23 protein-coding genes and 1 riboswitch are annotated in these 23838 nt (G+C 73.1%); of the genes, 15 read left to right on the top strand and 8 right to left on the bottom strand.

Features of this window, described 5'->3' with window-relative positions; genetic code table 11:
• The first annotated feature begins 29 nt into the window (after window positions 1-29).
• Complete coding sequence (locus ACIGW4_RS11245) at window positions 30-1463, top strand: DUF2079 domain-containing protein (RefSeq protein WP_398710330.1); 1434 nt, start codon at window positions 30-32, stop codon at window positions 1461-1463.
• Between the two features lie 106 nt (window positions 1464-1569).
• Here the strand turns inward: ACIGW4_RS11245 and ACIGW4_RS11240 are convergent, their stop codons facing one another.
• Window positions 1570-2157, bottom strand: a complete 588-nt coding sequence (locus tag ACIGW4_RS11240) for a hypothetical protein (protein WP_123454842.1) — start codon at window positions 2155-2157, stop codon at window positions 1570-1572.
• A gap of 251 nt (window positions 2158-2408) precedes the next feature.
• Between ACIGW4_RS11240 and ACIGW4_RS11235 the strand changes: the two genes are divergently transcribed.
• From ACIGW4_RS11235 to ACIGW4_RS11210, 6 genes are all read left to right on the top strand, one after another.
• Window positions 2409-3269, top strand: coding sequence for a bifunctional methylenetetrahydrofolate dehydrogenase/methenyltetrahydrofolate cyclohydrolase (locus tag ACIGW4_RS11235; protein ID WP_398710239.1), 861 nt, complete (start codon window positions 2409-2411; stop codon window positions 3267-3269).
• A gap of 1 nt (window position 3270) precedes the next feature.
• On the top strand, window positions 3271-3804 hold the full coding sequence (locus ACIGW4_RS11230) for a DUF3017 domain-containing protein (protein WP_359591027.1): 534 nt from the start codon (window positions 3271-3273) through the stop codon (window positions 3802-3804).
• A 357-nt stretch (window positions 3805-4161) separates the two neighbouring features.
• A complete protein-coding gene (locus ACIGW4_RS11225; RefSeq protein WP_123454849.1) occupies window positions 4162-5151 on the top strand; it encodes a malate dehydrogenase in 990 nt (329 codons plus the stop codon).
• 149 nt (window positions 5152-5300) lie between these two features.
• On the top strand, window positions 5301-7118 hold the full coding sequence (locus ACIGW4_RS11220; RefSeq protein ID WP_399579843.1) for a hypothetical protein: 1818 nt from the start codon (window positions 5301-5303) through the stop codon (window positions 7116-7118).
• Window positions 7111-7485, top strand: coding sequence for a hypothetical protein (locus ACIGW4_RS11215; RefSeq protein WP_399579841.1), 375 nt, complete (start codon window positions 7111-7113; stop codon window positions 7483-7485). Before ACIGW4_RS11220 ends, ACIGW4_RS11215 begins: the two co-directional genes overlap by 8 nt.
• 532 nt (window positions 7486-8017) lie before the next feature.
• Entirely contained in the window at window positions 8018-8659 is a 642-nt protein-coding gene (locus tag ACIGW4_RS11210) for a hypothetical protein (RefSeq protein ID WP_399579839.1), read from the top strand.
• Here ACIGW4_RS11210 and ACIGW4_RS11205 read toward each other — a convergent pair.
• Together ACIGW4_RS11205 and ACIGW4_RS11200 are read right to left on the bottom strand one after the other, a co-directional pair.
• On the bottom strand, window positions 8653-9363 hold the full coding sequence (locus tag ACIGW4_RS11205) for an isocitrate lyase/phosphoenolpyruvate mutase family protein (RefSeq protein WP_399580011.1): 711 nt from the start codon (window positions 9361-9363) through the stop codon (window positions 8653-8655). The two genes, ACIGW4_RS11210 and ACIGW4_RS11205, sit on opposite strands and share 7 nt — an antisense overlap.
• Window positions 9364-9503: 140 nt before the next feature.
• The gene (locus ACIGW4_RS11200; protein ID WP_398710248.1) at window positions 9504-10010 is read right to left on the bottom strand and encodes a carboxymuconolactone decarboxylase family protein; all 507 of its coding nucleotides are present in this window, start codon (window positions 10008-10010) and stop codon (window positions 9504-9506) included.
• 47 nt (window positions 10011-10057) lie between these two features.
• On the opposite strand from ACIGW4_RS11200, the gene ACIGW4_RS11195 reads away from it, so the two are divergent.
• Entirely contained in the window at window positions 10058-11473 is a 1416-nt protein-coding gene (locus tag ACIGW4_RS11195; RefSeq protein ID WP_399579837.1) for a PLP-dependent aminotransferase family protein, read from the top strand.
• A 6-nt stretch (window positions 11474-11479) separates the two neighbouring features.
• On the opposite strand, the gene ACIGW4_RS11190 is transcribed toward ACIGW4_RS11195, so the two are convergent.
• Window positions 11480-12328, bottom strand: a complete 849-nt coding sequence (locus ACIGW4_RS11190; RefSeq protein WP_123454861.1) for a hypothetical protein — start codon at window positions 12326-12328, stop codon at window positions 11480-11482.
• Between the two features lie 110 nt (window positions 12329-12438).
• On the opposite strand from ACIGW4_RS11190, the gene ACIGW4_RS11185 reads away from it, so the two are divergent.
• Window positions 12439-12735: a hypothetical protein gene (locus tag ACIGW4_RS11185; protein ID WP_185094614.1), complete on the top strand. Its 297-nt coding sequence runs from the start codon at window positions 12439-12441 to the stop codon at window positions 12733-12735.
• A gap of 22 nt (window positions 12736-12757) precedes the next feature.
• The gene (locus ACIGW4_RS11180) at window positions 12758-13942 is read left to right on the top strand and encodes a glutathionylspermidine synthase family protein (protein ID WP_359591032.1); all 1185 of its coding nucleotides are present in this window, start codon (window positions 12758-12760) and stop codon (window positions 13940-13942) included.
• A 312-nt stretch (window positions 13943-14254) separates the two neighbouring features.
• On the opposite strand, the gene rocD is transcribed toward ACIGW4_RS11180, so the two are convergent.
• Window positions 14255-15460, bottom strand: coding sequence for an ornithine--oxo-acid transaminase (rocD, locus tag ACIGW4_RS11175; protein ID WP_123454869.1), 1206 nt, complete (start codon window positions 15458-15460; stop codon window positions 14255-14257).
• Between the two features lie 119 nt (window positions 15461-15579).
• A riboswitch (ZMP/ZTP riboswitch) is annotated at window positions 15580-15671 on the top strand.
• Between the two features lie 63 nt (window positions 15672-15734).
• On the opposite strand from rocD, the gene glyA reads away from it, so the two are divergent.
• From glyA to ACIGW4_RS11160, 3 genes are all read left to right on the top strand, one after another.
• A complete protein-coding gene (gene glyA, locus ACIGW4_RS11170) occupies window positions 15735-17003 on the top strand; it encodes a serine hydroxymethyltransferase (protein ID WP_398710257.1) in 1269 nt (422 codons plus the stop codon).
• A gap of 154 nt (window positions 17004-17157) precedes the next feature.
• Window positions 17158-18171, top strand: coding sequence for a tryptophan--tRNA ligase (trpS, locus tag ACIGW4_RS11165; protein WP_123454872.1), 1014 nt, complete (start codon window positions 17158-17160; stop codon window positions 18169-18171).
• 102 nt (window positions 18172-18273) lie between these two features.
• Window positions 18274-18864, top strand: a complete 591-nt coding sequence (locus ACIGW4_RS11160; RefSeq protein WP_123454874.1) for a 2'-5' RNA ligase family protein — start codon at window positions 18274-18276, stop codon at window positions 18862-18864.
• Window positions 18865-18904: 40 nt separating this feature from the next.
• Here the strand turns inward: ACIGW4_RS11160 and ACIGW4_RS11155 are convergent, their stop codons facing one another.
• Entirely contained in the window at window positions 18905-19660 is a 756-nt protein-coding gene (locus ACIGW4_RS11155) for a decaprenylphospho-beta-D-erythro-pentofuranosid-2-ulose 2-reductase (RefSeq protein WP_399579831.1), read from the bottom strand.
• 69 nt (window positions 19661-19729) lie between these two features.
• On the bottom strand, window positions 19730-21106 hold the full coding sequence (locus ACIGW4_RS11150) for an FAD-binding protein (RefSeq protein WP_399579828.1): 1377 nt from the start codon (window positions 21104-21106) through the stop codon (window positions 19730-19732).
• Between the two features lie 221 nt (window positions 21107-21327).
• Between ACIGW4_RS11150 and ACIGW4_RS11145 the strand changes: the two genes are divergently transcribed.
• A complete protein-coding gene (locus ACIGW4_RS11145; RefSeq protein WP_123454881.1) occupies window positions 21328-22269 on the top strand; it encodes a YihY/virulence factor BrkB family protein in 942 nt (313 codons plus the stop codon).
• Here the strand turns inward: ACIGW4_RS11145 and ACIGW4_RS11140 are convergent.
• A complete protein-coding gene (locus tag ACIGW4_RS11140) occupies window positions 22160-23470 on the bottom strand; it encodes a D-alanyl-D-alanine carboxypeptidase family protein (RefSeq protein ID WP_399579825.1) in 1311 nt (436 codons plus the stop codon). The genes ACIGW4_RS11145 and ACIGW4_RS11140 overlap by 110 nt on opposite strands.
• A 109-nt stretch (window positions 23471-23579) precedes the next feature.
• Here ACIGW4_RS11140 and ACIGW4_RS11135 point away from each other — a divergent pair, with 109 nt between their 5' ends.
• The gene (locus tag ACIGW4_RS11135; RefSeq protein WP_359589775.1) at window positions 23580-23825 is read left to right on the top strand and encodes an SCO4848 family membrane protein; all 246 of its coding nucleotides are present in this window, start codon (window positions 23580-23582) and stop codon (window positions 23823-23825) included.
• The last annotated feature ends 13 nt before the right edge of the window (window positions 23826-23838 follow it).

Here is a 23838-nt window from a genome sequence, read left to right as displayed (position 1 = left end):
TTTGTCGGCCGCCGTTAGTGGGGGACGTGGTGTTGGACGTACTGAACAGGCCCCCGGCGGACACCACCGACACGGAGCCGTCCGAGGGCCTCGCCCCGGCCCCGCTCCGCCCGTACCTGATCCTCGCGGGCGTCCTCTGCGGCCTGTACTTCCTGTACTCCTGGGTGCAGTACGCGCACTTCCGCACGCCCTCCTGGGACCTCGGGATCTTCGGGCAGTCGGTCCGGGCGTACGCCGAGTTCCGCGCCCCCGTCGTCGACATCAAGGGCCCCGGCTTCCAGATACTCGGCGACCACTTCAGCCCCGTCACCGCGCTGCTCGCGCCGCTCTACTGGATCTGGCCCTCGCCCGCCGCGCTGCTCCTCGGCCAGGCCGCGCTCTTCGCCGCCTCCGCCGTCGTCGTCGGCCGCACCGCGCAGCAGATCCTCGGCAGCCGGGCCGCCGGCATCGGCCTGACCGTCGCCTACGGCCTCTCCTGGGGGCTCCAGGAGGCCGTCAAGTCCGACTTCCACGAGATCGCCTTCGCCGTCCCGCTGCTCGCCCTGGCCTGCCGGGCCCTGCTCCTCGGGCGCTGGACCGCGGCGGCCGCCTGGTCCGCTCCGCTCGTCCTCGTCAAGGAGGACATGGGCCTCACCGTCGCCATGGTCGGAGCGGTTCTCTTCCTGAAGGGACGCAGGCGCCTCGGCGCCGCCCTGGCCGGCTTCGGCACGGCGGCCTTCGCGCTGACGGTCCTCGTCCTGATCCCGGCGGCGAGCCGGCTCGGCCAGTACGACTACTGGGCCAAGATCGAGAAGACCGGCCAAGGGGCCGACACCTCCTTCGGGCAGGTCATCGGCGACGCCCTCGCCTCGGGCGAGCGCTGGGAGATGGTCTTCTACCTGCTCGCGATCACCGGCTTCCTCGCCCTGCGCTCCCCGCTGGTCCTGCTCGTCCTGCCGACCCTGGGCTGGCGCTTCCTCTCCCAGGACGCCAACCACTGGGGGATGCACTGGCACTACAGCGCGGTCCTCATGCCGGTCGTCTTCCTGGCCCTCGTGGACGGCGTCCGCTCGGTCCGCACCTCGCCGCGCGAGTGGCTCGTCTCGTACGGCAGGGTCGTCGTCCCGGTCGCGACGGCGGTCGCGCTCGTCCTCGCCGCGAACCTGCCGCTGCGGGATCTGATGAAGTCGGAGACGTACCGGACGGACAGCCGGACCCTGGAGGCGCGGGCGGCGGTCGACGCCGTGCCGGAGGGGACGAGCGTCGAGGCGGACGTCTCGCTCCTCGCGCACCTCACGGCGGACCACCGGGTCTACTGGGTGGGCACGTCGAAGGGCGCCACCCCGGACTACCTCGCCTTCGACCTGCGGGGTTGGGGTCAGCAGGTGTCGGATCCGGCGCAGTTGGCTTCGCAACTGCATCCGGAGGCGCGGTACGAGATCACCTACCGCTCGGACGGCTTCGCGGTCCTGAAGCGGTCCTGAGGGGGGCCTGAAGCGGTCCCGAGGCGGCGCTGACGGCGACGACGACGGCGGTACGCGCGAGGGGCGGGACCCGGTACGGATCCCGCCCCTCACATGCGTGTCGGGCTCAGTACTGCTGGCGGTTCCGCTTGAACCAGGCAGCGGCGTCCGACTTCGCGTAGAAGACGATGATCAGGATGCCGAGGGCGAGGCTGACCAGGGCGAAGACGTTGCCACCGACGAGGTTGACGAGGCTGCCGAGGGTCGAGAGCGAACCGTAGACGATCGCCGAGATGCGGACGCCGTTGCCGCCGGTGGCGGACTTGACGGCCATCATGATCGCCCACACGCCGAAGGCGAGGACGAAGATGCCGATGACCACGAAGATGCCCGTGACCGCGGCGGCGGCGCCGTCCGTGTTGTCGAACTCGGACGAGCTGCTGGAGAGCTGGTCGGCGAACCAGCCGCCGGCGAGGGCCATGAGGATGCCCATCAGGATCTGGAGGACGCCGAAGATCCACAGCATCACGCGCGCGGCCTTCACTCCGCCCGGCATCTGCATGGCCGCGCCCGGGTAGCCGCCGCCGTACGGCGGGGCCGCCGGGTAGCCGTAACCCTGCTGCGGAACGCCCTGCGGGGCCTGCTGCGGGTAGCCGTAGCCCGGCTGCTGTCCCTGCGGCTGGCCGTAGGGGTTGTTCGGTTCGCCGAAGCTCATCGCGGGATTCCTCCGTGAAATTTCTCTGTGCGGGGACGACGCGGCCCGCGCGGAGGACTTTCACGGCATTTGAGCGGATTTCCCCCCGGCACTTTCCGCGCTGCTACGCCGGTCATCGTCGTCGCAATGGCGAGATTTTGTCCAGTCGATACGCAGCGGAGTTGTGCAAGTGCAACCTCCGGCTCCGTGTCGCCGCCCGCTCCTCGTCGGCGAATTGGAACAAGGCGGGGGTCATCCGGGAGGATGTCTCCATGAGCGCCCAGATTCTCGATGGCAAGGCCACCGCAGCCGCGATCAAGTCCGATCTGACCGTCCGTGTGGCGGCCCTCAAGGAGAAGGGCGTCACGCCCGGCCTCGGCACGGTCCTGGTCGGCGACGACCCGGCCAGCCAGAAGTACGTGGCGGGCAAGCACCGCGACTGCGCGCAGGTCGGCATCGCCTCCATCCAGCGCGAACTCCCCGCGACCGCCACGCAGGAGGAGATCGAGGCGGTCGTGCGGGAGCTCAACGAGGACCCGGAGTGCACCGGTTACATCGTCCAGCTGCCGCTGCCCAAGGGCATCGACGAGAACCGCATCCTGGAGCTGATGGACCCGGCCAAGGACGCGGACGGCCTGCACCCGACCAACCTCGGCCGGCTCGTCCTCAACGAGCCCGCCCCGCTGCCCTGCACGCCGAACGGCATCGTCACCCTGCTCCGCGCCCACGGCGTGGAGATCAACGGTGCCGAGGTCGTCGTCGTCGGCCGCGGCGTCACCATCGGTCGTCCGATGCCGCTCATCCTGACCCGCCGCTCCGAGAACGCGACCGTGACCCAGTGCCACACCGGCACCCGGGACCTCGCGGCGCACCTGCGCAACGCCGACATCATCGTCGCGGCGGCCGGCGTGCCGCACCTCATCAAGCCGGAGGACGTGAAGCCGGGCGCGGCCGTCCTCGACGTCGGCGTCTCCCGCAACGGCGAGGGCAAGATCGTCGGTGACGTGGACCCGGGCGTCGCCGAGGTGGCCGCCTGGATCTCCCCGAACCCCGGCGGCGTGGGCCCGATGACCCGTGCGCAGCTCCTCGTCAACGTCGTCGAGGCCGCCGAGCGCGCGGCCGCGGCGCTCTGAGGTGACCTCCGGGACCCCGGGGACGCCCGGCAACCCGGACGGCGCGGACGCCGTGGAGGACGCGACCGCCGCGGGCGGCACGGAGACCGCCGACGGCGCGGACACCACCGCCGCGGACGGCGCGACGGAGGACGCGGCGGCGCTCGGTCCGCGCCAGCGGCTCACCACCGACACCGCGCGCCCCGAGGGCGGCGGCCGGGCGGCCCCCGGCGACGCGCCGGCGCCCGCGCGCCAGTGGCCGCTGCTCACCGTCCTCGTGCTCGCGGGGCTCGGCCTGCTCGTGGTGGGGACGGACCCGTTCCCGCAGTCCTTCCGGATCGGCGCGATCCTGGTCGGCGCGGCGCTCCTCACGGGCGCGGCGATCCGGCGGGCGCTGCCGTCCGTCGGCATGCTGGCCGTCCGCTCCCGCTTCACGGACATGATCACGTACGGGGTGATGGGCGGCCTGATCGTGCTGCTCGCGCTCATGGTGCAGCCGGGGCCCTGGCTGCGGATCCCGTTCCTGGAGGACGTGCTCCACCTGACGGTGACGTAGCCGTCCGGCACGTGGGCACGGCGCCCGCCCTCTCCCCCGTGGGAGGGCGGGCGCCGTCACGATCAAGGGTCATGTACGCACCAAGGTGGTTCAAGTCCCGTCGGAGCGCTGTGGCACGGAAGTGACCATTCCGCTACCTCGGCCGGGCGTCGGGGCGCACGGCGGTGCCCGGACGGGTGGCAGTGAGCCGGACCACAAGGGGTTGGGGATTCGGGAGGGCCCGGGTCGGATAGCCTGACCGCTGGATATCTCTTCACATCGAGACACCGATCGATCAGGTGATCGATCGTCGATCAGGGGAGCCGTCCAGCACCAGGGGCAGGGACCCCCACCGCCAGCTGTCTTACGGAGATCGCCATGACCCGCACTCCCGTGAATGTCACCGTCACCGGCGCGGCCGGCCAGATCGGCTACGCGCTGCTCTTCCGCATCGCCTCCGGCCACCTGCTCGGCGCGGACGTGCCGGTCAAGCTGCGCCTCCTCGAGATCCCCCAGGGCGTCAAGGCCGCCGAGGGCACCGCCATGGAGCTCGACGACTGCGCCTTCCCGCTGCTCAAGGGCATCGACATCTTCGACGACCCGAACAAGGGCTTCGAGGGCGCCAACATCGGCCTGCTCGTCGGCGCCCGCCCGCGCGGCCCGGGCATGGAGCGCGGCGACCTGCTCGCCGCCAACGGCGGCATCTTCAAGCCGCAGGGCGAGGCCATCGCGGCCCACGCCGCGGACGACATCAAGGTCCTCGTCGTCGGCAACCCGGCCAACACCAACGCCCTGATCGCCCAGTCCGCCGCCAAGGGCGTCCCGGCCGAGCGCTTCACCGCGATGACCCGCCTGGACCACAACCGCGCCCTGACGCAGCTGGCCCAGAAGACCGGCTCCTCGGTCACGGACATCAAGCGCCTCACCATCTGGGGCAACCACTCCGCGACCCAGTACCCGGACATCTTCCACGCGGAGATCGCCGGCAAGAACGCGGCCGAGGTCGTCAACGACGAGGCGTGGCTGGCCGACACCTTCATCCCGACCGTCGCCAAGCGCGGCGCCGCGATCATCGACGCCCGTGGCGCGTCCTCCGCGGCCTCCGCCGCCAACGCCGCCATCGACCACGTCCACACCTGGGTCAACGGCACCGCCGAGGGCGACTGGACCTCCATGGGCGTCCCGTCCGACGGCTCCTACGGCGTCCCGGAGGGCCTCATCTCCTCCTTCCCCGTCACCTGCAAGGACGGCAAGTACGAGATCGTCCAGGGCCTGGAGATCAACGACTTCTCCCGCAAGCGCATCGACGCCTCGGTGAAGGAGCTCTCCGAGGAGCGCGACGCGGTGCGCGAGCTCGGCCTGATCTGAGCGGGCTCGGCCTGATCCGAAGCCGAGCGGCGCGGCCTCGTCCGAGGCCGGCCGCGGCTTCACGTTCCCGGCGCCCCCGGGCCGTACGACCGACCGTACGGCCCGGGGGCGCCGTCTTTTCGGGCCGACAACGAACTGCCGCCTCCCCTATGCTGTCCCCCCGGTTTCCCGCCAACTGGGGCCGAAGACAAGGACAGTCACCTGAAAACGGGGGAATCTTGGCGCAGCCGTCCGTACCTCACCAGCCCGGCGGACCGTCGCCCGCGGTCGACCCGCGCCGCTTACCGGCCGCCAGCGAGGCGACCCGGCTGCTCTGCGCCGGCACGTACCTCGACGACGGGTTCCGTGACGCGGTCATCGACCAGCTGTACGTCCACGAGGAGCGCTTCGCCGCCCCCTCCCTCGGCTACGACGCGAGCCGCGTCCTCGCCCACGCGCTGCGCGCCCGCCGCGTCGAACTCGCCTGGGCCGCCGGCGTCCTCGCCCTCTGGATCGTCGCGATCCCCCTCACCAAGGGCCTGATCGCGCTCCTCATCACCCCCTTCCTGGTGCTCGGCGTCGCCCGCTGGGTGCGCGGCCGGTCCGCCACCGCCCCCGTCTACCGGATCGTCCTCGCGTTCCTGCTGCGCTGGTACGGCCGGCTGATGTTCCTCCAGTCCGCGCTGCTCCTCTTGTTCCTCGCGTTCGGCGACGACGAGTCCGACGGCGGGTTCCTCGGCGATCTCCTCGGCGGGGTCCACGAGACCACCGGCTCCCTCGACCTCGCCGTCAGCCTCGCCGCCCAGGAGATGTGGGGCATCGGCCCGCTGGAGGTGTGGATCACCATCGCCGTGCCGCTCCTCGTGGCCTGGGCGGTGGCCACCCAGCGCGGCCAGTTCGCCCGCGCGCTCACCCAGGAGCTCTCCCGCGAACGCTTCGCCGACCAGCGCACCGACCCGGCCGAACTCGCCGAGGGCGCCCGCTTCCGCCGGCTGCGCGACCGGATCCGGATCGAACAGCACTCCCGGCTGATCATGTACGACGCCGACGTCCCGTTCTGCGGCGCCGGCTCCCCGTACGAGCCCTGGTCGCTCTCGGTCGAGCTGCGCCCCCGCAAGAACCTCGACGGCAAGGCGCCCGAACCGCTCGACAACAGTGCCGTCCTGCGGCACGTCGTCCCGCTCCTGGAGGCGCTCCGCGTGCCCTCCCCGCACGGCTCGCCGCAGCTCCAGGCGGCCGTACGGGACCGGCTGCGTGAGCTGGAGATCGACGAGGTCGTCTTCCTGCCCGTCGACGGACTGCCGGCCCGCACGGCCGCCCCGTACACCCCCGAGGGCTTCGAGGCACACCGCTCGCGCGCCATCGAGGAGGGCGGCGAGACCCGCCGGCACTTCCTCCGCATCCGGGTCGGCGGCTGGGGCGAGGAGATCGTCACCACGGTCTTCGTCCGCGTCCACACCCAGGGCGGCATGCTGATGCTGGAGGTCGCCCCGCACGTCCTGCGGCCGGTGCGGCCGCTCTACCGGTACGCCGACCGGATCGCCCACCGCTACCGCCACAACCACCACTTCGGCAAGGCCGTCTGGGCGCTCGGGCAGACCCCGCGCTCGGCCGGGCAGGCCGTGGTCACGATCGGGCGCGCGCTCGTCCAGGTGTGGCGGGTGCTCACCGCCGGCCACACCAACGCGCTGCCCGAGGGGCCGTGGATCTCGGTCCGCGAGCTCGGCTCCGACGACGAGGCCTCCCTCTTCCAGGAGATGGACGTCAGCCGCTACCTGAAGAGCGTGCAGGACCGCGTCGCGAACGGCGTGACGCTCGCGCTCCGCGAAGCCGGTTACGAGACCGCCGAGTTCGAGCAGAAGATCGTCCACGTGGCCGAGGGCGGCACGTTCATCGAGAACACCAAGGGGAACGTCACTGTCGGCCACCACAACACCGTCACCAGCAAGACCTTCACCACTTCCACGACCGGAGGCGACCGTGGCTGAGAACTCCCGCGACCGTGGTGGCGTTCACGTCACCAACACCGGCGGCAACGTCACCATCGGCGACAACAACACCGTCACCAGCACGGTGAACGGCACCCAGCCCGTCCGCGACGCCCGGCAGGAGGAGCTCCTCCAGGCCATCCGCCGGCTCCGCGCCGACCTGGAGGGCGTCGTCCCCACCGAGCAGACGACCGCGCTCGACGCCGAACTCTCCGACGCCGAGGACGAGATCGAGGGCACCGGACGCGCGGGCACCGGCCGGCTCACCGCCCTGCGCCGCGCCCTCAGGGACGCGGGCGCGGTGACCGGGATCCTCGCCTCGGGCGTGGCCGTGGGGCAGGCCGTCGGCGCCCTGCTCGGAGGATGAGATGAGCGGTCAGGGGGGCGTTCCGGCGGGCGGGGCCCGCTGGAACGACGAGACGCAGAGCTGGGAGAGCGGGCCACCGGAGACCCCGCCCGCCTCCACGTGGCCGGGGTCCCTGCCGGGGCCGGTGGTTCCGGAGGGCGCCGGGGCCGGCGGGCCCGTGGCCGCGGAGGGCACGGGGGGTTCCGGGGGCGCCGAGGTCACCGGGGCCCCCAAGGCTCCTGGGGTCGTCGGGACCCCCGAGGCTCCCAAGGCTCCCGTGGTCGCCGGGACCCCCGAGGCTCCTGGGGTTTCCGTGGTCACCGGGGCCCCCGAGGCTCCCGGGACCGCCGGGCCCCCCGGCCCCGTCGCTCCTCCTCCGCCGCCTCCTCCTGAGTACGCGCCGGACCACAGCCCCGGGTACCCGCCGGGGCACTTCCCGGGACCCCCGGGATACGCCCCCGACGCGGGTGGTGCGGGTGGATGGCAGTACCCCGCGCCGCCCGCCCCGGCGCCCCGCCCCCGTTCGCGGACCGTCCTGGCGGCCGGCGTTGCGGTGGCCGTCCTCGCGGCGGGTTCCGTGGGCGCCTGGTTCGTCTGGGGCCGGAGCGAGAACGGGGCGGGCCCGGCGGCGGGCCCGCCGGCCTCCGTCTCGGTCACGCCGGAGACGGGCGGCCCGACCTCCGGGTCCCCGTCGGAGACCCCCTCGGAGTCCCCGTCCGCCACGTCCACGCCCTCGGACGACGTGCCCCCGCCCGGCTACCGCGCCCAGGAGGACCTCAAGGGCTTCACGATCGCCGTCCCCGAGGGCTGGAACCGCACCGAGTCCGAGCAGGGCGTGTTCTACAACGCGCCGGACGGGCGGAGCCTGATCCAGGTCTTCGTCATCCAGGAGGCGGGCATCACGCCGTACGAGGCGCTGCGCGGCGCCTCCGAGGACGGCCGGGCCAACAAGCCCGGCTACGCCGAGATCAGCCTCGCACGGGTCACGGGCGAGCCCGGCGCGCCCGCCGACTCCGCCGAGCTCGTGTACGCGTACGACCGCGAGGGCGGCCGCCGCAAGGTCGTCGACCGCGCGTTCACCGCCGAGGACGGCAACCAGTACGCGATCCTGGCCGCCGGCCCGGACGCCGACTGGCCGAAGCAGCGCGAACGGCTCGGCGTGGCCCTGGAGTTCTTCCGGCCCGGCGCCTACTGAGCCTGCGCCCGCACCTCGGCCGCCAGGTCCGCGAGCCCGCGCAGGGAGCGGAACAGCAGGCCGGGGCCGAAGGTGACGCGGGTCGCGCCCAGGCGGCCGAGCTCGGCGAAGGACGGGCCGTCCGGCAGGGCCAGGGCGTTGACCGGCAGGTCGCCGAGGGCCGCCCGCAGGCCCGGCAGGTCGGCGGGCGGGGCCTTGATCGGGTACACGCAGTCCGCGCCCGCCACCGCGTAGAGGCGGGCGCGGACGAGGGCCTCCCCGGCGGGGTCGGCGACGCCCTCGCGGAGGTACGCGTCGACGCGCGCGTTCAGGAAGAGTCCGGGCCCGGCCGTCGCCCGTACCTCCGCCAGCCACTCCGCGTGCGCCTCGGGGTCCTTGAGGCCGTTCGTGGCGTCGCTGTCCTCCAGGTTCACGCCGACCGCGCCGGTCTCCCGCACCCGCTCGACGAGTTCGGCGGGGGACAGCCCGTAACCGCCCTCCAGGTCCGCCGTGACGGGGACGGACACGGCCCGGACGACGCGCGCCACGGCGGCGAACATCTCGTCGGCGGGCGTCGCCCCGTCCTCGTGGCCGAGGGACGCGGCGACGGCGGCGCTCGGGATGGCGAGGGCGGGGAAGCCGGCGGCCTCGAAGGTGCGGGCGCTCGCCGCGTCCCACGGGCCGGGCAGCACGAGCGGGTCGCCGGCCGCGCGGTCGAGGTGCAGGGCGCGGAGGACCTCGGCGTTCTTCGAAGCGGCCTCCGAGACGGCCCTCGAAGCGCCCTTCGAGGCGTTCGCCGAAGCAGTCCCCGAAGCGGCCCCCGAAGCGTTCGCCGAGGCGGCCCCCGAGGCGTTCACCGGCGTGCTCACGACGCGGACTTCGGGGTGTAGTGGCCCGGCGTCATGCGCGTCGTGACGCCGATCCGGTTCCAGGCGTTGATCGTGACGATCGCGGCGATGACCCGGGCGAGTTCGGTCTCGTCGAAGTGCTCGGCGGCCCGTGCGTACACCTCGTCGGGCACGAAGCCGTCGGTGAGGACGGTGACGGCCTCGGTCAGGGCGAACGCGGCGAGTTCGCGCTCGGTGTAGAAGTGCCGGGACTCCTCCCAGGCGGCGAGCTGCACGATCCGCTCGACGCTCTCGCCCTCGGCCAGCGCGTCCTTGCTGTGCATGTCGATGCAGAACGCACAGCGGTTGATCTGCGAGGCGCGCAGCTTGATCAGGTGGTACAGGGTCGGGTCGATGTCCTTCGCGGCCGCCGTCTCCAGCCGGATCATCGCCCGGTAGAACTCGGGGAGGTGCTCGGCGAGGGGGAGGCGGGGCGCGTGCTCGTGGGCGTACACGGTCCGGTCGATCGATTCCGTCGTCGTCATGCCGACCACCGTACGAAGCAGTTGGCTCAGCTGTATGGTCCATTTCCATGGCGAACGACTGGGCCACTTTCGGGTCCGACCTCCACCTGGAACTCCGTGGCACCCGGCTCCGCGCGGGCCTGATGGACGCCCTGCGGGAGGCCGTCCGCAGCGGGCGCCTGGAGGCCGGCACCCGGCTGCCGTCCTCCCGTTCGCTCGCCGCCGACCTCGGCATGGCCCGCAACACCGTCGCCGACGCCTACGCCGAACTCGTCGCCGAGGGCTGGCTCACCGCCCGGCAGGGCTCCGGGACCCGCGTCGCCCGCCGCGCCGCGCCCCGCCCCCCGGCGCCGTCGGGCCCGCCCCCACCGTCCGGCACCGGCCGCGGCCGGACCGCCGCACTCGCGCACAACCTCCAGTCCGGCACCCCCGACCTCGCCTCCTTCCCGCGCGCCGAATGGCTCAAGGCCTACCGCCGGGCCCTCACCGCCGCCCCCAACGAGGCCTTCGGATACGGCGATCCGCGCGGCCGCCCCGAACTGCGCGCCGCGCTCGCCGAGTACCTCGCCCGCGCCCGGGGCGTGCACGCCCGGCCCGAACGGATCGTGATCTGCGCCGGTTTCGTGCACGGCCTGACGCTGATCGGCGGGGTGCTGCGGGCCCGGGGCGTACGGGACGTGGCCGTCGAGTCGTACGGACTCTGGCTCCACGACGAGCTCCTGCGCCGGGCCGGACTCGGCACCCCCGCCCTGGGGTTCGACGAGCGCGGCACGAGGACCGAGGAACTGGACGGCCTCGACGGATGCGGGGCCGTCCTCATGACGGCCGCCCACCAGTACCCGCTGGGCGGCGCCCTGCCCCCGGACCGGCGGGCGGCCGTCGTCGACTGGGCGCACGCCTCCGGTGGCTTCGTCCTGGAGGACGACTACGACGGGGAGTTCCGTTACGACCGGCAGCCGGTCGGCGCCCTCCAGGGCCTCGACCCCGACCGCGTCGTCTACTTCGGCACCGCCAGCAAGGCCCTGGCGCCCGGACTCCGCCTCGGCTGGATGGTCCTGCCGCAGGAGCTGGCGCAGGAGGTGGCGGCGGCCAAGGGGGCCGCGGACTGGACGTCGAGCGCCCCGGACCAGCTGGCCTTCGCCGAGTTCCTGCGCTCGGGGGCGTACGACCGGCACGTACGGGCGATGCGGCTGCGCTACCGGCGCCGCCGCGACCAGCTGGTGGCGGCCGTCACCGCGCACTCGCCGGAGACCCGGGTCAGCGGGATCGCGGCCGGCCTCCACGCCGTCCTGACCCTGCCGCCGGGCACCGAGCAGGCCACCCTGCGGGCCGCCGCCTGGCGCGGCCTCGCCGTCCAGGGCGTCAACCGGTTCCGCCGCCCCACGGTGCCGCCCACCCTCGACGGCCTCGTCGTCGGCTACGCCACGCCTCCCGACAGCGGCTGGCAGGGCGCCCTCCGGGCCCTGTGCGGGGTGCTGCCGTAAGAGCCGCTACGGCGCGGCGGACTCCGGCGCAGGGTCCGGGTTCGGGGCGGGGGCGGGGGCCTCGCCGAAGCGGGCCAGCGTCAGGGAGCCCGCCACCGCCACGGCGAAGCCGACGACCGCCAGCCAGCCGAGCCCGTCCCGCGTACGGTCCCCGAGCCAGGCCACCCCGACGATCGCGGGCCCGATCGTCTCGCCGAGCACCGCGCCCGCCGTCGCCGTGGTCACCGAACCGCGCTGGAGCGCCGAGGTCAGCAGGAGGAACGCCGCCCCGCCGCCGACCAGCAGCGCATACCAGACGGGATCGGCGAAATCGACGCCGTCGATCAGCCGGACCGCCACCTCCACCACCCCGAAACCGACACCCGCCCCGAGACCCAGGACGAGCGCCCGGGACCGCGCCGGCAGCCGGCCCGCCACCACGCCGACCAGCAGGACCCCGAAGGAGATCCCGAGGAGCGCCCAGTCCAGCGCGGCCGAGCCGTCCCGGTGGCCCTCCTCGCCGGAGGCGAGCGCCAGCATCGCGAGCCCCGCGCAGACCATGGCCACGGCCGCCCACTCCACCCGGCTCAGCCGCGCCTTCAGCACCCGGGAGGCGATGACCGCCGTGACCGCCAGACTCGCGGCGAGGGCCGCGCCCACCATGTAGATGGGCAGCGTCCGCAGGGCCACGATCTGCAGGACGAAGCCCAGGGCGTCCATCCCGAGACCGGCGAGATACCGCCACTGCCGCAGGACCCGCCCCATCAGCGCGACGTCGACGCCGCCCCCCGTCCCCGGCGCGGCGGCGCGGGCCCCCATCGCCTGGAGCACCGATGCCGCGCCGAAGCAGACGGACGAGGCCAGCGCGCAAATCATCCCGAGTAGCACGAAAAGACTCTAGGGGGTGCGGCCGGAAAACACCGGCCTACACTGTGCGGTCGCGACGGACGTGACGGGTTCGCGACAGCGAAGGTGAGGCGACGGACATGCGCAGGCTGAGGTCGAGCACGGTGGTGCTCGGCGGGATGGGTGTGCTCGCGGCGACGATCACCGCGTGCGGTTCGGAGCCGGACCGGCGGTGCGTGGACCCGCTGACCCGGGAGGAACTGCCCAGCTACCGGTGCGAGAGCGGCGGCGGAAGCGACGACGACAACGGCGGCACCACCCGGGGCGCGTACTACTACGGCGGATCCGTCCGCGACAAGCGCGTCAGCGGCGGCAGCTTCGACAAGACCGCCGTCGACAGCGGCGGCTTCGGCTGCTCCGGCACCGGCGGCGGCTGAGAGGGACGGGCACGCACGCACCATGGAACGCCACACCGTCGAACCCCGGCCCGGCTGGCAGCAGACCGTCGAGGAGCAGGGGCTCGTCTACCCCCTGACCCGCTACCCGGACGGCTCGCTGCGCCCGTACTGGGACGAGAGCGCGTACTACTCCTTCTCGCTGCCCGAGGTCGAGGCCCTGGAAGAGGTCGTCGAGGAACTCCACGCGCTGTGCCTGGCGGCGGCCGCGCACATCGTCGAGCACGACCGCTTCGCCGAACTCGGCATCACCGACCCGAAACTGGCCGGCCTGGTCGCCGAGTCCTGGCGCCGACGCGCCGAACTCCCCTCCCTGTACGGCCGCTTCGACCTCCGCTACGACGGCACGGGCCCGGCCAAGATGCTGGAGTACAACGCCGACACCCCCACCTCCCTGGTGGAGGCGGCGAGCCCCCAGTGGTTCTGGATGGAGGAACGGTTCCCCGGCGCCGACCAGTGGAACTCCCTCCACGAGCGGCTCGTCGACGCCTGGAAGCGCCAGGCCCACCTCCTCCCGCCCGGCCCCGTCCACTTCGCCCACTCGGACGGCGACGAACTCGGCGAGGACCTGATGACGGTCGCGTACCTGCGCGAGACCGCCCAGCAGGCCGGACTCGACACCGAGGCGCTCTCCGTCGAACGGATCGGCTGGGACCGGCTCTCGCGCCGCTTCGTCGACGACCGGCTCCGCTTCATCCGCAGCTGCTTCAAGCTCTACCCGTGGGAGTGGCTGACCACCGACCGCTTCGGCCCGCACGTCCTCGACACCCTCGACAACGGCGGCGGCACCGGCACGACCTGCTGGATCGAACCCGCCTGGAAGATGCTGCTCTCCAACAAGGCGCTCCTCGCGATCCTGTGGGAGCTGAACCCCGGCCACCCCAACCTGCTGCCCGCCTACCTCGACGGGCCGCGCGAACTCGCCTCCACCAGCGGCTGGGTCGCCAAGCCGCTGCTCGGCCGCGAGGGGGCGGGCGTCACCCTGCACGAGGCCGGTACGGAGCCCTTCGTACGGGACGGGGAGGCCTGCTGCTACCAGGAACTGGCCCCCCTGCCGGACTTCGACGGCAACCGGGTGGTGCTGGGGGCGTGGGTCGTGGAGGACGAGGCGGCGGGGCTGGGGATCCGCGAGTCGACGGGCCTCGTCACGGACGAGTACGCCCGCTTCCTCCCTCACGTGATCCTGTAACCCCACCGCCCCCGTTGTGGGCAGTCGTTCCGCTGGGGCGGAACGGGTGGGCACAACGGAACGGCGCCCCTTGCCGGGCCTAGGCTCCCGCGCCTGAACGGTCACCGCCGGTGCGCCGCACACGGGGTGCGGGTCCAGGCGCGGGACGCGGAGGCGCCGCTTAAGGGCGCCGTCCCGTGTGCCCACCCGTCCCGCCCCAGCGGGACGATTGCCCACACGGGCGGGTGGGCGGGAGCCCTGCCCCGCAGGGCGCGGGCCCCGTACGGAGGTGCGGGAGGGGCGCCGCCCCGTAAGTGGCCGCCGCGCGGTGCGTCAAGTCGTCAGGACCGACCTCAGCTGCTCCAGCCCCCAGTCCAGGTCCTCCTTCGAGATCACCAGCGGCGGCGCGATCCGGATCGTCGACCCGTGCGTGTCCTTCACCAGGACCCCCCGCTCCATCAGCCGCTCCGAGATCTGTCGGCCCGTCCCCCTGGACGGCACGACGTCCACCCCGGCCCACAGCCCGCGCCCCCGCACCGTCTCCACCGCGCCGCCGCCCACGAGCAGCCCCAGCTCCGCGTGGAGGTGTTCGCCCAGTTCCGCCGCCCGCTCCTGGAACTCACCCGTCCGCAGCATCGCGATGACCTCCAGGGCCACCGCGCACGCCAGCGGGTTCCCGCCGAACGTCGACCCGTGCTCGCCCGGCCGGAACACCCCGAGCACGTCGCGGTCGGCCACCACCGCCGACACCGGCACCACTCCGCCGCCCAGCGCCTTCCCCAGGATGTACACGTCCGGCACCACGCCCTCGTGCTCGCACGCGAACGTCCGCCCGGTCCGGCCCAGGCCCGACTGGATCTCGTCCGCCATGAACAGCACGTTCCGCCGCCGCGTCAGCTCCCGCACCCCCGCCAGGTAGCCGGCCGGCGGGACCAGGACCCCCGCCTCGCCCTGGATCGGTTCGAGCAGCACCGCCACCGTGTTCTCGGTGACCGCCGCCTCCATCGCCGTCAGGTCCCCGTACGGCACGATCTCGAACCCCGGCGTGTACGGCCCGTAGTGGTCCCGCGCCTCGTGGTCCGTCGAGAAGCTCACGATCGTCGTCGTCCGGCCGTGGAAGTTGTTCGCCGCCACCACGATCTTCGCGTGCCCGTCCGGCACGCCCTTCACCTCGTACCCCCACTTCCGGGCGGTCTTCACGGCCGTCTCGACCGCCTCCGCCCCGGTGTTCATCGGCAGCACCGCCTCCTTGCCGCACAGCTCCGCGAGCCGCGCGCAGAACTCGGCGAACCGGTCGTGGTGGAAGGCGCGCGAGGTCAGCGTCACCCGCTCCAGCTGCGCCTTCGCCGCGTCGATCAGACGCCGGTTGCCGTGTCCGAAGTTGAGCGCCGAGTACCCGGCGAGCATGTCGAGGTAGCGACGGCCCTCGACGTCGGTCATCCAGGCACCGTCCGCCGAGGCGACGACGACCGGAAGGGGGTGGTAGTTGTGCGCGCTGTGCGCGTCCGCGGAAGCGATCGCCTCTTCTGTCCTCGACACGGGGTCTCCGTTCGTCCTGCGGCTCGGGATGGCTCTCCCCAGGGGCTGTGGCCCCCTTCTTATCGTCGCTCGGATGCCGGACGGGGAAACCTCGGCCGCGACGCGCCCGCTACTGTGGAGACACGCACGGCGACTGGCGTACGGGGAAGCGACCCCGGGGGAGCCGCGCGCGCTCCACGAACACGAGGTGCCGCTCGCCTGGGCATCACGGGACCCCCGTCCCGTGCGGCACCCCGCCCCGGGACGATCCGCCGAACGCCCGGAGGACCTCACCATGACCACCCCGCAGCAGCACCCCGCACTTGCCGCCGCCGACCCCGAGCTCGCCGCCCTCGTCGGCGCCGAGGAACGGCTCCAGGCCGAGACCCTGCGCCTCATCCCCAGCGAGAACTACGTCTCCGCCGCCGTGCTCGAAGCCTCCGGCACCGTCCTGCAGAACAAGTACAGCGAGGGCTACCCCGGTCGCCGCTACTACGAGGGCCAGCAGAACATCGACCAGGTCGAGACCCTCGCGATCGAGCGCGCCAAGGCCCTCTTCGGCGTCGACCACGCCAACGTCCAGCCCTACTCCGGCTCCCCGGCCAACCTCGCCGTCTACCTCGCCTTCGCGCGGCCCGGCGACACCGTCATGGGCATGGCCCTGCCCATGGGCGGCCACCTCACCCACGGCTGGGGCGTCTCCGCCACCGGCACCTGGTTCCGCGGCGTCCAGTACGGCGTCCGCGAGGACGACGGTCTCATCGACTTCGACCAGGTCCGCGACCTCGCCCTCAAGGAGCGCCCGAAGGTCATCTTCTGCGGCGGCACCGCACTGCCCCGCACCATCGACTTCGCCGCCTTCGGCGAGATCGCCCGCGAGTCCGGCGCCGTCCTCGTCGCCGACGTCGCCCACATCGCCGGCCTCATCGCGGGCGGCGCCCACCCGTCCCCGGTCGGCCACGTCGACGTGATCTCCACGACCACCCACAAGACCCTCCGCGGCCCGCGCGGCGCCATGCTGATGTCCACCGAGGAGCACGCCAGGGCCCTCGACAAGGCCGTCTTCCCCGGCCTCCAGGGCGGCCCCCACAACCAGACCACCGCCGCCATCGCCGTCGCCCTCCGCGAGGCCTCCCTGCCCTCCTTCCGCGACTACGCCCACGCCGTCGTCGCCAACGCCAAGGCCCTCGCCGAGGCGCTCCTCGCCCGCGGCTTCGACCTGGTCTCCGGCGGCACCGACAACCACCTGATCCTGATCGACCTCACCCCCAAGCAGGTCCCGGGCAAGACCGCCGCGAAGGCCCTCGACCGGGCCGGGATCGTCGTCAACTACAACACCGTCCCCTACGACCCGCGGAAGCCCTTCGACCCCTCCGGCATCCGCATCGGCACCCCCTCCCTCACCTCCCGCGGCCTCACCACGGACCACATGGCGAAGGTCGCCGAGTGGATCGACCGCGCCGTCACCGCCGCCGGCACGGGCGACGAGGACTCCCTCCGCGCGGTCCGCGCCGAGGTCGCCGACCTCATGGCCGCCCACCCCGCCCCGGGCCTCCCGGTCTAGCCGGCAGGACCCGGGCCCGGTGGCCCCGCGCTCCTGTCCCCCGGGGCGCGAGGCCACCGCCGCGCTGTGTTCCCGGTCTCATCGGGGACCGGGTCCGCACGCTCCCGGCGGACGGCAGTCGGGGAACGGTCCCACACCTGAGAGAATGATGTGCATGGCCTCTGACAGTCCCCGTGTGCTCTCCGGAATCCAGCCCACCGCAGGCTCGTTCCACCTCGGCAACTACCTCGGCGCCGTCCGCCAGTGGGTCGCCCTGCAGGAGACCCACGACGCCTTCTACATGGTCGTCGACCTGCACGCGATCACGGTCCCGCAGGACCCCGCCGAGCTGCGCGCCAACACCCGGCTCGCCGCCGCCCAACTGCTCGCCGCCGGCCTCGACCCGGAGCGCTGCACCCTCTTCGTCCAGAGCCACGTCCCCGAGCACGCCCAGCTCGGCTGGGTCATGAACTGCCTCACCGGCTTCGGCGAGGCCTCCCGCATGACCCAGTTCAAGGACAAGTCCGCCAAGCAGGGCGCCGACCGCGCCACCGTCGGCCTCTTCACGTACCCGATCCTCCAGGTCGCGGACATCCTGCTCTACCAGGCCGACCAGGTTCCGGTCGGCGAGGACCAGCGCCAGCACATCGAGCTGACCCGCGACCTCGCGGAGCGCTTCAACGGCCGCTTCGGCGAGACGTTCACGATCCCCGCCCCGTACATCCTCAAGGAGACGGGGAAGATCTACGACCTCCAGGACCCGACGATCAAGATGAGCAAGTCGGCGTCGACGCCGAAGGGCCTCATCAACCTCCTGGACGACCCGAAGGTCACCGCGAAGAAGGTCAAGAGCGCCGTCACCGACACCGAGACGGTGATCCGCTTCGACCCGGAGAACAAGGCCGGCGTCTCCAACCTGCTCAGCATCATGTCCACGCTCACCTCCACGTCCGTCGAGGACCTGGAGAAGAGCTACGAGGGCAAGATGTACGGCGCGCTGAAGACGGATCTCGCCGAGGTCATGGTGGACTTCGTCACGCCGTTCCGGGCCCGCACCCAGGAATACCTGGACGACCCGGAGACGCTGGACTCGGTCCTGGCCAAGGGAGCGGAGAAGGCCCGCGCGGTCGCCGCGGAGACGCTGGCGCAGACGTACGAGCGGATCGGCTTCCTGCCCGCCAAGCACTGAGACGGCACCGAGTCCAAGGACCCTGGCCGAAAGGGTGGTGCAGGCCGCACACTGGCGCTGCACCACCCGTACACATTTCGACGGACGACGGAGGAGAACGACGTGGGGACCGTAACGCTCGGCGTTTCGATCGCGGTCCCGGAGCCCTACGGCAGCCTGCTCCAGGAGCGGCGCGCCGGCTTCGGGGACCCGGCCGCGTACGGCATCCCCACGCACGTCACCCTGGTCCCGCCGACCGAGGTCGCCGAGGAGCGGCTGCCGGAGATCGAGGCCCACCTCGCGGGCGTCGCCGCCGAGCACCAGCCGTTCCCCGTGCGCCTCAAGGGCACCGGCACCTTCCGCCCGCTCTCCCCGGTCGTCTACGTGAAGCTGGAGGAGGGCGTCACCCCCTGCCACCGCCTCCAGCACCGGATCCGCGACGAGGCCGGGCCGCTGGTGCGCGAGCTCCAGTTCCCGTACCACCCGCACGTCACCGTGGCGCACGGCATCTCCGAGGAGGGGATGGACCGGGCGTTCGAGGAGCTCGCGGGGTACGAGGCGGCCTGGACCTGCCGCTCCTTCGCGCTCTACGAGCAGGGCCCGGACGGGGTCTGGCGGAAGCTGTACGACTACGAGTTCGGCAGCGGCCGCCCGATCGCCGCCGTCCCCGCCCAGGGCGGCAGCCCGGTCGACACCCCGACGCCGACGGCCTGACCCCCCCGGGGCCCGGCCTCAGCGCGCCCGGAGCCGTACGTCACACCGGCAGGCGCCGGAACAGCGGCCTCGGCACGTGACGCACCGCCGCCATCACCATCCGCAGCGAGCCCGGCACCCACACCGTCTCCGAGCGCCGCCGCAACCCCAGCTCGATCGCGCCCGCGACCGCCTCCGGGGTCGTCGCGAGCGGCGCCTCCGCGAGCCCGGCCGTCGCCTTCGAGCGCACGGACCCGGGCCGCACGACCATGACGTGCACGCCCGTGCCGTACAGCGCGTCCCCCAGCCCCTGGGCGAAGACGTCGAGCCCCGCCTTCGACGAGCCGTAGATGAAGTCGGCGCGGCGCGCCCGCTCGCCCGCCACCGACGAGAGCACCACCAGCGAACCGTGCCCCTGCGCCTGGAGCGCGCCCGCGCACACCAGACCGGCCGAGACGGCACCCGTGTAGTTGGTCTGCGCGACCCGGGCGGCGGCGACCGGGTCCGACTCGTCGCGCGCCTGGTCGCCGAAGACCCCGAAGGCGAGCAGCACCATGTCGACGTCCCCCTCGGCGAAGACCTCCCCGAGCGCCTCCTCGTGCGACGCGGTGTCGAGCGCGTCGAAGGGCACGGTGCGCACGTCCGCCCCCAGCGCGCGCAGCGAGTCCGCGGCGGCCGTGAGCGCGGGGGAGGGGCGGCCGGCCAGCCGGACCGTGCGGGTGCGGCGCGCGATCAGCCGGCGGGCGGTGGCGAGCCCGATCTCGGAGGTGCCGCCGAGGACGAGCAGCGACTGCGGGGCACCGAAGGCGTCCTTCACATGAGCTCCCTGAACTCCTTGAACTTCTTGGGGCGTTGAGCCCCTGGGGTACTGGAGGCGCTAGAGGCGCTAGAGGCCGAGACGGCGGGCGAGGTCCGAGACGAGGACGGACCGCGGGTCGAGCGCCGCGCGCAGCGTCCGGAACTCGTCGAGCCGCGGGTACATCGCGGCCAGGGCCTCCGGCCGGACCCGGGAGTCCTCGGCGAGGTCGATCCGACCGCCGGCGCCCGCGACCTCCTCGTCGAGCGCGTCGAGGAAGCGCCCGAGTCCGGGCAGGCCGGTGGGGAGGCCGAGGGCGAGGGACCAGCCGGGGAGGGGGAAGGAGAGCGGGCCGGGGCCGCCCGCGCCGAGCCGTCGCAGGACGGCGGGGAAGCAGGGGAGGCGCCGGTCCGCGATCCGCCGCACGATCCGCCGGAGGGCGTCCTCCTGCCCGTACGGGACGACGAACCGGTACCGGACGAAGCCCTCGGGCCCGTGGATCCGGTTCCGGTGGGGGACGCCGTCGAGGGGGTGGAAGAAGGCCGGCAGCGACCGGAGACGGCCGGTGGCGGCGCGAGGGGCCCCGCGGTACCAGAACTCGTTGAGGAGCCCGACGGACGTGCGGCCGAGCGGTCCGCCGGGGACGTACGGCGGCGGCACGGGCAGCCGCCCCGGCCGGAAGGCCAGCGGTTCGCGGCGGGCCCGGTGGCGGCGGGGCAGCGCGTCGTACGGCACGTGGTCGCCGCGGGTCAGGACGGCGCGGCCGGTGGCGGCGCCCCGGGCGAGCAGGTCGACCCGGGCGGCGGAGTAGGAGTGCCGCCGGCCGCCGTCGGCGAGCCGGGTCAGCAGCGCGTCGAGGTCGGGGACGCGCTCGGTGTCCACGCGCATCAGGGAGGTCTCGACGGGCAGCAGCCGCAGGGTGGCCGAGAGGACCACACCGGTCAGGCCCAGGCCGCCGGTGGTGGCGTCGAAGAGCGGGGTCCCCGGCGACACGGCGCGGATCCGCCCGTCGGCGGTGAGGAGTTCGAGCGCGGTCACGTGCCGGCCGAAGGAACCCGCGACGGAGTGGTTCCCGCCGTGGACGTCGGCGCCGATCGCGCCGCCGACGGTCATGTACCGGGTGCCGGGGACGACGGGGAGGAACCAGCCGAACGGCAGCAGCGCCTCCATCAGCCGGTGCAGGGTGACGCCCGCCTCGCAGACGACGAGCCCGGCGGCGGTGTCGACGGCCAGGAGGCGGTCGAAGCCGGTCATGTCGAGGACGGTGCCGCCGGCGTTCTGCGCGGCGTCGCCGCACGCGCGGCCGAGGCCGCGGGCGACGAGACCCCGGCGGCCGGGGGCGAGGACGGCCTCGACGGCCTCGGCGTACCCGCGGGGCCGGTGCACGCGCGCGAGGGTGGGGGCGGTGCGGCCCCAACCGCTGATCGCTTCGCAGTCCTCGTCCGGGACGCGGGTCTCGACAGCCATGGAGGTGACCGTATAGCCGGATATGGCGATTGTGCCGGTATTGCGGAGCGGCTCGTCGGAACGGATGCCCGAAGGAACGCAAGGACCACCGGGAAGGGGCCCCACGGCCCGGCACCGGTCACGCCGTACGGGATGTCGGTCGCGGGTCCCCGCCCCCCGGCGGGGGATTCTCGTACCTGAGTGACCCGAGTGAGCGACGGCGCGAGGAGCAGACGTACGACATGGACTGGCTGACCAGACTCCCCGTCATCGGCCCGTGGGTCGCCCGCCTCATGCGGACCCACGGCTGGCACGCGTACGAGACCCTCGACGCGGCGCACTGGACGCGGCTCGCCGCCGCGATCACCTTCGTCTCCTTCATCGCCCTCTTCCCGCTGATCACGGTCGCCGCCGCGATCGGCGCCGCGCTCCTCACCGACGCCCAACTCGACACCATCGAGAAGAAGATCGGCGACCAGGTGCCCGGCATCTCCGACCAGCTCGACATCGGCGGGCTCGTCGCCAACGCCGGCACGATCGGGATCGTCGCCGGCGCCGTCCTGCTCGTCACCGGCATCAGCTGGATCGGCTCCATGCGGGAGTGCCTGCGCGCGGTCTGGGGGCTGGACGACGTCGAGGGCAACCCGATCGTGCTCAAGGGGAAGGACGCGCTGATCCTCCTCGGCCTCGGCGGCGTCGCGCTCGGCTCGCTCGCCGCGTCCTGGCTCGGCTCCACCGCCGTCGGCTGGAGCGCCGACCGGCTCGGCATCTCGGGCGGGGGAGCGGGCGGCGTCCTGCTCCAGGCGGCGGCCGTCCTCGTCGGCGTCGTCGCCGACTTCCTGATCCTGCTGTACGTGCTGACGCTGCTGCCGGGCGTCGAACCGCACCGCCGGGACCTCGTGACGGCGGCACTGATGGGCGCGGTCGGCTTCGAACTGCTGAAGCTGCTGCTCGGCGGCTACATGAAGGGGGTCGCGGCGAAGTCGATGTACGGGGCGTTCGGCGTTCCGGTCGCCCTGCTCCTCTGGATCAACTTCACCGCGAAACTGCTGCTGTTCTGCGCGGCCTGGACGGCTACGGAGTCACGTCGGCCGAGTCCTTCGGACCCGGGGCCGAAGTCTCCTCCGGAGACGGGGAACGGCGCCGACGGGCCGCGGCCCCGGCCAGCGGCCAGCGACGGTTGACCAGGAAGCCGGCCGCGGCCAGGAGGACGAGGACACCGCCCGCCACGGCCAGCGCGATCCCCATCCCGCCGGTCTTCCCGACGGCGGGCGCGGCCGCGTGGACCGGCTTCCGCGGGGTGTCCTTCCCGCCCTCCGGAGCCGTGCCGTCCACCGGGGTGGGGGACGCCGTGCGCGCGGAGAGCGGCGGCACCAGTTCACCCACCGGCGTCACCTTCCCGGAGGCGGCGAAGCCCCAGTCGAGCAGCCGGGCGGCCTCCCGGTAGACCGCGTGCTGCTCCTCCGAGGAGGGGTTCATGACGGTGACGAGCAGGACCCTGCCGTTGCGTTCGGCGACCCCGGTGAAGGTGGCGCCGGCGTGTGTGGTGTTGCCGTTCTTGACCCCGGCGATGCCCTGGTACGGGGCGACGCCGCTGTCTCCGGTGAGGAGCCGGTTGGTGTTCTGGATCTCGAAGGTCTCGCGCTTCTTGCCCGGCTTGGCCTCGCCGGGGAAGGTGGCGCGGGCCGTGGCGGCGTACGCGCGGAAGTCCGGGTTCTGCATGCCGTGGCGGGCGATGAGGGTCAGGTCGTACGCGGAGGAGACCTGGCGCGGGGCGTCGTAGCCGTCCGGGGTGACCACGTGGGTGTCGAGGGCCTGGAGTTCGGTCGCCTGGTCGTTCATCTCCTGCACGGTCCGCTGGAGACCGCCGTTCATGCTGGTCAGCACGTGCACGGCGTCGTTGCCGGAGCGGAGGAACACGCCGAGCCACAGGTCGCGGACGCTGTAGGTCTGCTTCTCCTTGATGCCGACCAGGCTGGAGCCGTCTCCTATCCCGGCCAGGTCCGCGGTGGTGACCAGGTGGTTCTGCGTCTTGTTGGGGAACTTCGGCAGCAGGGTGTCCGCGAAGAGCATCTTGAGCGTGGAGGCCGGGGCGAGCCGCCAGTGCGCGTTGTGCGCGGCGAGGATCTGCCCGCTCTCCGCGTCGGCGACGATCCAGGAGCGACCGGACAGCTCCTTCGGCAGCACCGGAGCGCCGGGGCCGAGCAGCACCTGCGTCCCCGGCTTGCCGAGCAGGGAACCGCCGACCCGGGACATCACGGCGGGAGGCTTGGGCTGCTTGTCCTTCCCGTCCTTTCCGTCCGCGTGCGCCGCGGGCGCGGCGGTGACGAGCGGCAGGAGCACAGCAGCGGCGACCGCCCAAGCGGTCTTCTTCGAAGCAGACACGGTCGAGAACGTACAGGTACGCACAACCGATCCGAACCCCGGCAGGCGGTTCGCCCGCCGTCCTCCACCCGGAAGCGGGGGCCGGGAGGCCGACGGCGATACTGGGGACATGAAGCTCAGCCGCCGCGTCTCCTGGTTCCTGCTCGCCTTCGGCGTGTGGTCCTGGTTCATCTGGGTCACCTTCGTCAAGAACCTCTGGAACGACGGGAGCGGCCTCGCCTTCGACGACGCGGGCGACCCGACGGCCTACTTCTGGGTTCATCTGCTGCTTGCCGTCACGTCCTTTGTCCTGGGGACGGTGATCGGCGTGATCGGGTTGCGTGGGGTGCGCGCCGCGCGCCGCGCGGACGCCTAGAAGAGGGGTTGCG

It is taken from the genome of Streptomyces sp. NPDC053513 (assembly GCF_044544765.1).
GTDB classification, from domain to species: domain Bacteria; phylum Actinomycetota; class Actinomycetes; order Streptomycetales; family Streptomycetaceae; genus Streptomyces; species Streptomyces litmocidini.
Note: the sequence above shows the minus strand (reverse complement) of the source record. Positions and strands in the feature narration are given on the sequence as shown.

What these genes read in the sequence shown, in the direction of transcription:
- ACIGW4_RS11195 (WP_399579837.1), top strand. Translation starts at nt 10,058, where the DNA reads ATGGCGAACGACTGGGCCACTTTCGGGTCCGACCTCCACCTGGAACTC.
- ACIGW4_RS11225 (WP_123454849.1), top strand. Translation starts at nt 4,162, where the DNA reads ATGACCCGCACTCCCGTGAATGTCACCGTCACCGGCGCGGCCGGCCAG.
- ACIGW4_RS11185 (WP_185094614.1), top strand. Translation starts at nt 12,439, where the DNA reads ATGCGCAGGCTGAGGTCGAGCACGGTGGTGCTCGGCGGGATGGGTGTG.
- ACIGW4_RS11235 (WP_398710239.1), top strand. Translation starts at nt 2,409, where the DNA reads ATGAGCGCCCAGATTCTCGATGGCAAGGCCACCGCAGCCGCGATCAAG.
- ACIGW4_RS11150 (WP_399579828.1), bottom strand. Translation starts at nt 21,106, where the DNA reads ATGGCTGTCGAGACCCGCGTCCCGGACGAGGACTGCGAAGCGATCAGC.
- ACIGW4_RS11145 (WP_123454881.1), top strand. Translation starts at nt 21,328, where the DNA reads ATGGACTGGCTGACCAGACTCCCCGTCATCGGCCCGTGGGTCGCCCGC.
- ACIGW4_RS11190 (WP_123454861.1), bottom strand. Translation starts at nt 12,328, where the DNA reads ATGATTTGCGCGCTGGCCTCGTCCGTCTGCTTCGGCGCGGCATCGGTG.
- ACIGW4_RS11180 (WP_359591032.1), top strand. Translation starts at nt 12,758, where the DNA reads ATGGAACGCCACACCGTCGAACCCCGGCCCGGCTGGCAGCAGACCGTC.
- glyA (WP_398710257.1), top strand. Translation starts at nt 15,735, where the DNA reads ATGACCACCCCGCAGCAGCACCCCGCACTTGCCGCCGCCGACCCCGAG.
- ACIGW4_RS11240 (WP_123454842.1), bottom strand. Translation starts at nt 2,157, where the DNA reads ATGAGCTTCGGCGAACCGAACAACCCCTACGGCCAGCCGCAGGGACAG.
- trpS (WP_123454872.1), top strand. Translation starts at nt 17,158, where the DNA reads ATGGCCTCTGACAGTCCCCGTGTGCTCTCCGGAATCCAGCCCACCGCA.
- ACIGW4_RS11200 (WP_398710248.1), bottom strand. Translation starts at nt 10,010, where the DNA reads ATGACGACGACGGAATCGATCGACCGGACCGTGTACGCCCACGAGCAC.
- ACIGW4_RS11135 (WP_359589775.1), top strand. Translation starts at nt 23,580, where the DNA reads ATGAAGCTCAGCCGCCGCGTCTCCTGGTTCCTGCTCGCCTTCGGCGTG.
- ACIGW4_RS11220 (WP_399579843.1), top strand. Translation starts at nt 5,301, where the DNA reads ATGCTGTCCCCCCGGTTTCCCGCCAACTGGGGCCGAAGACAAGGACAG.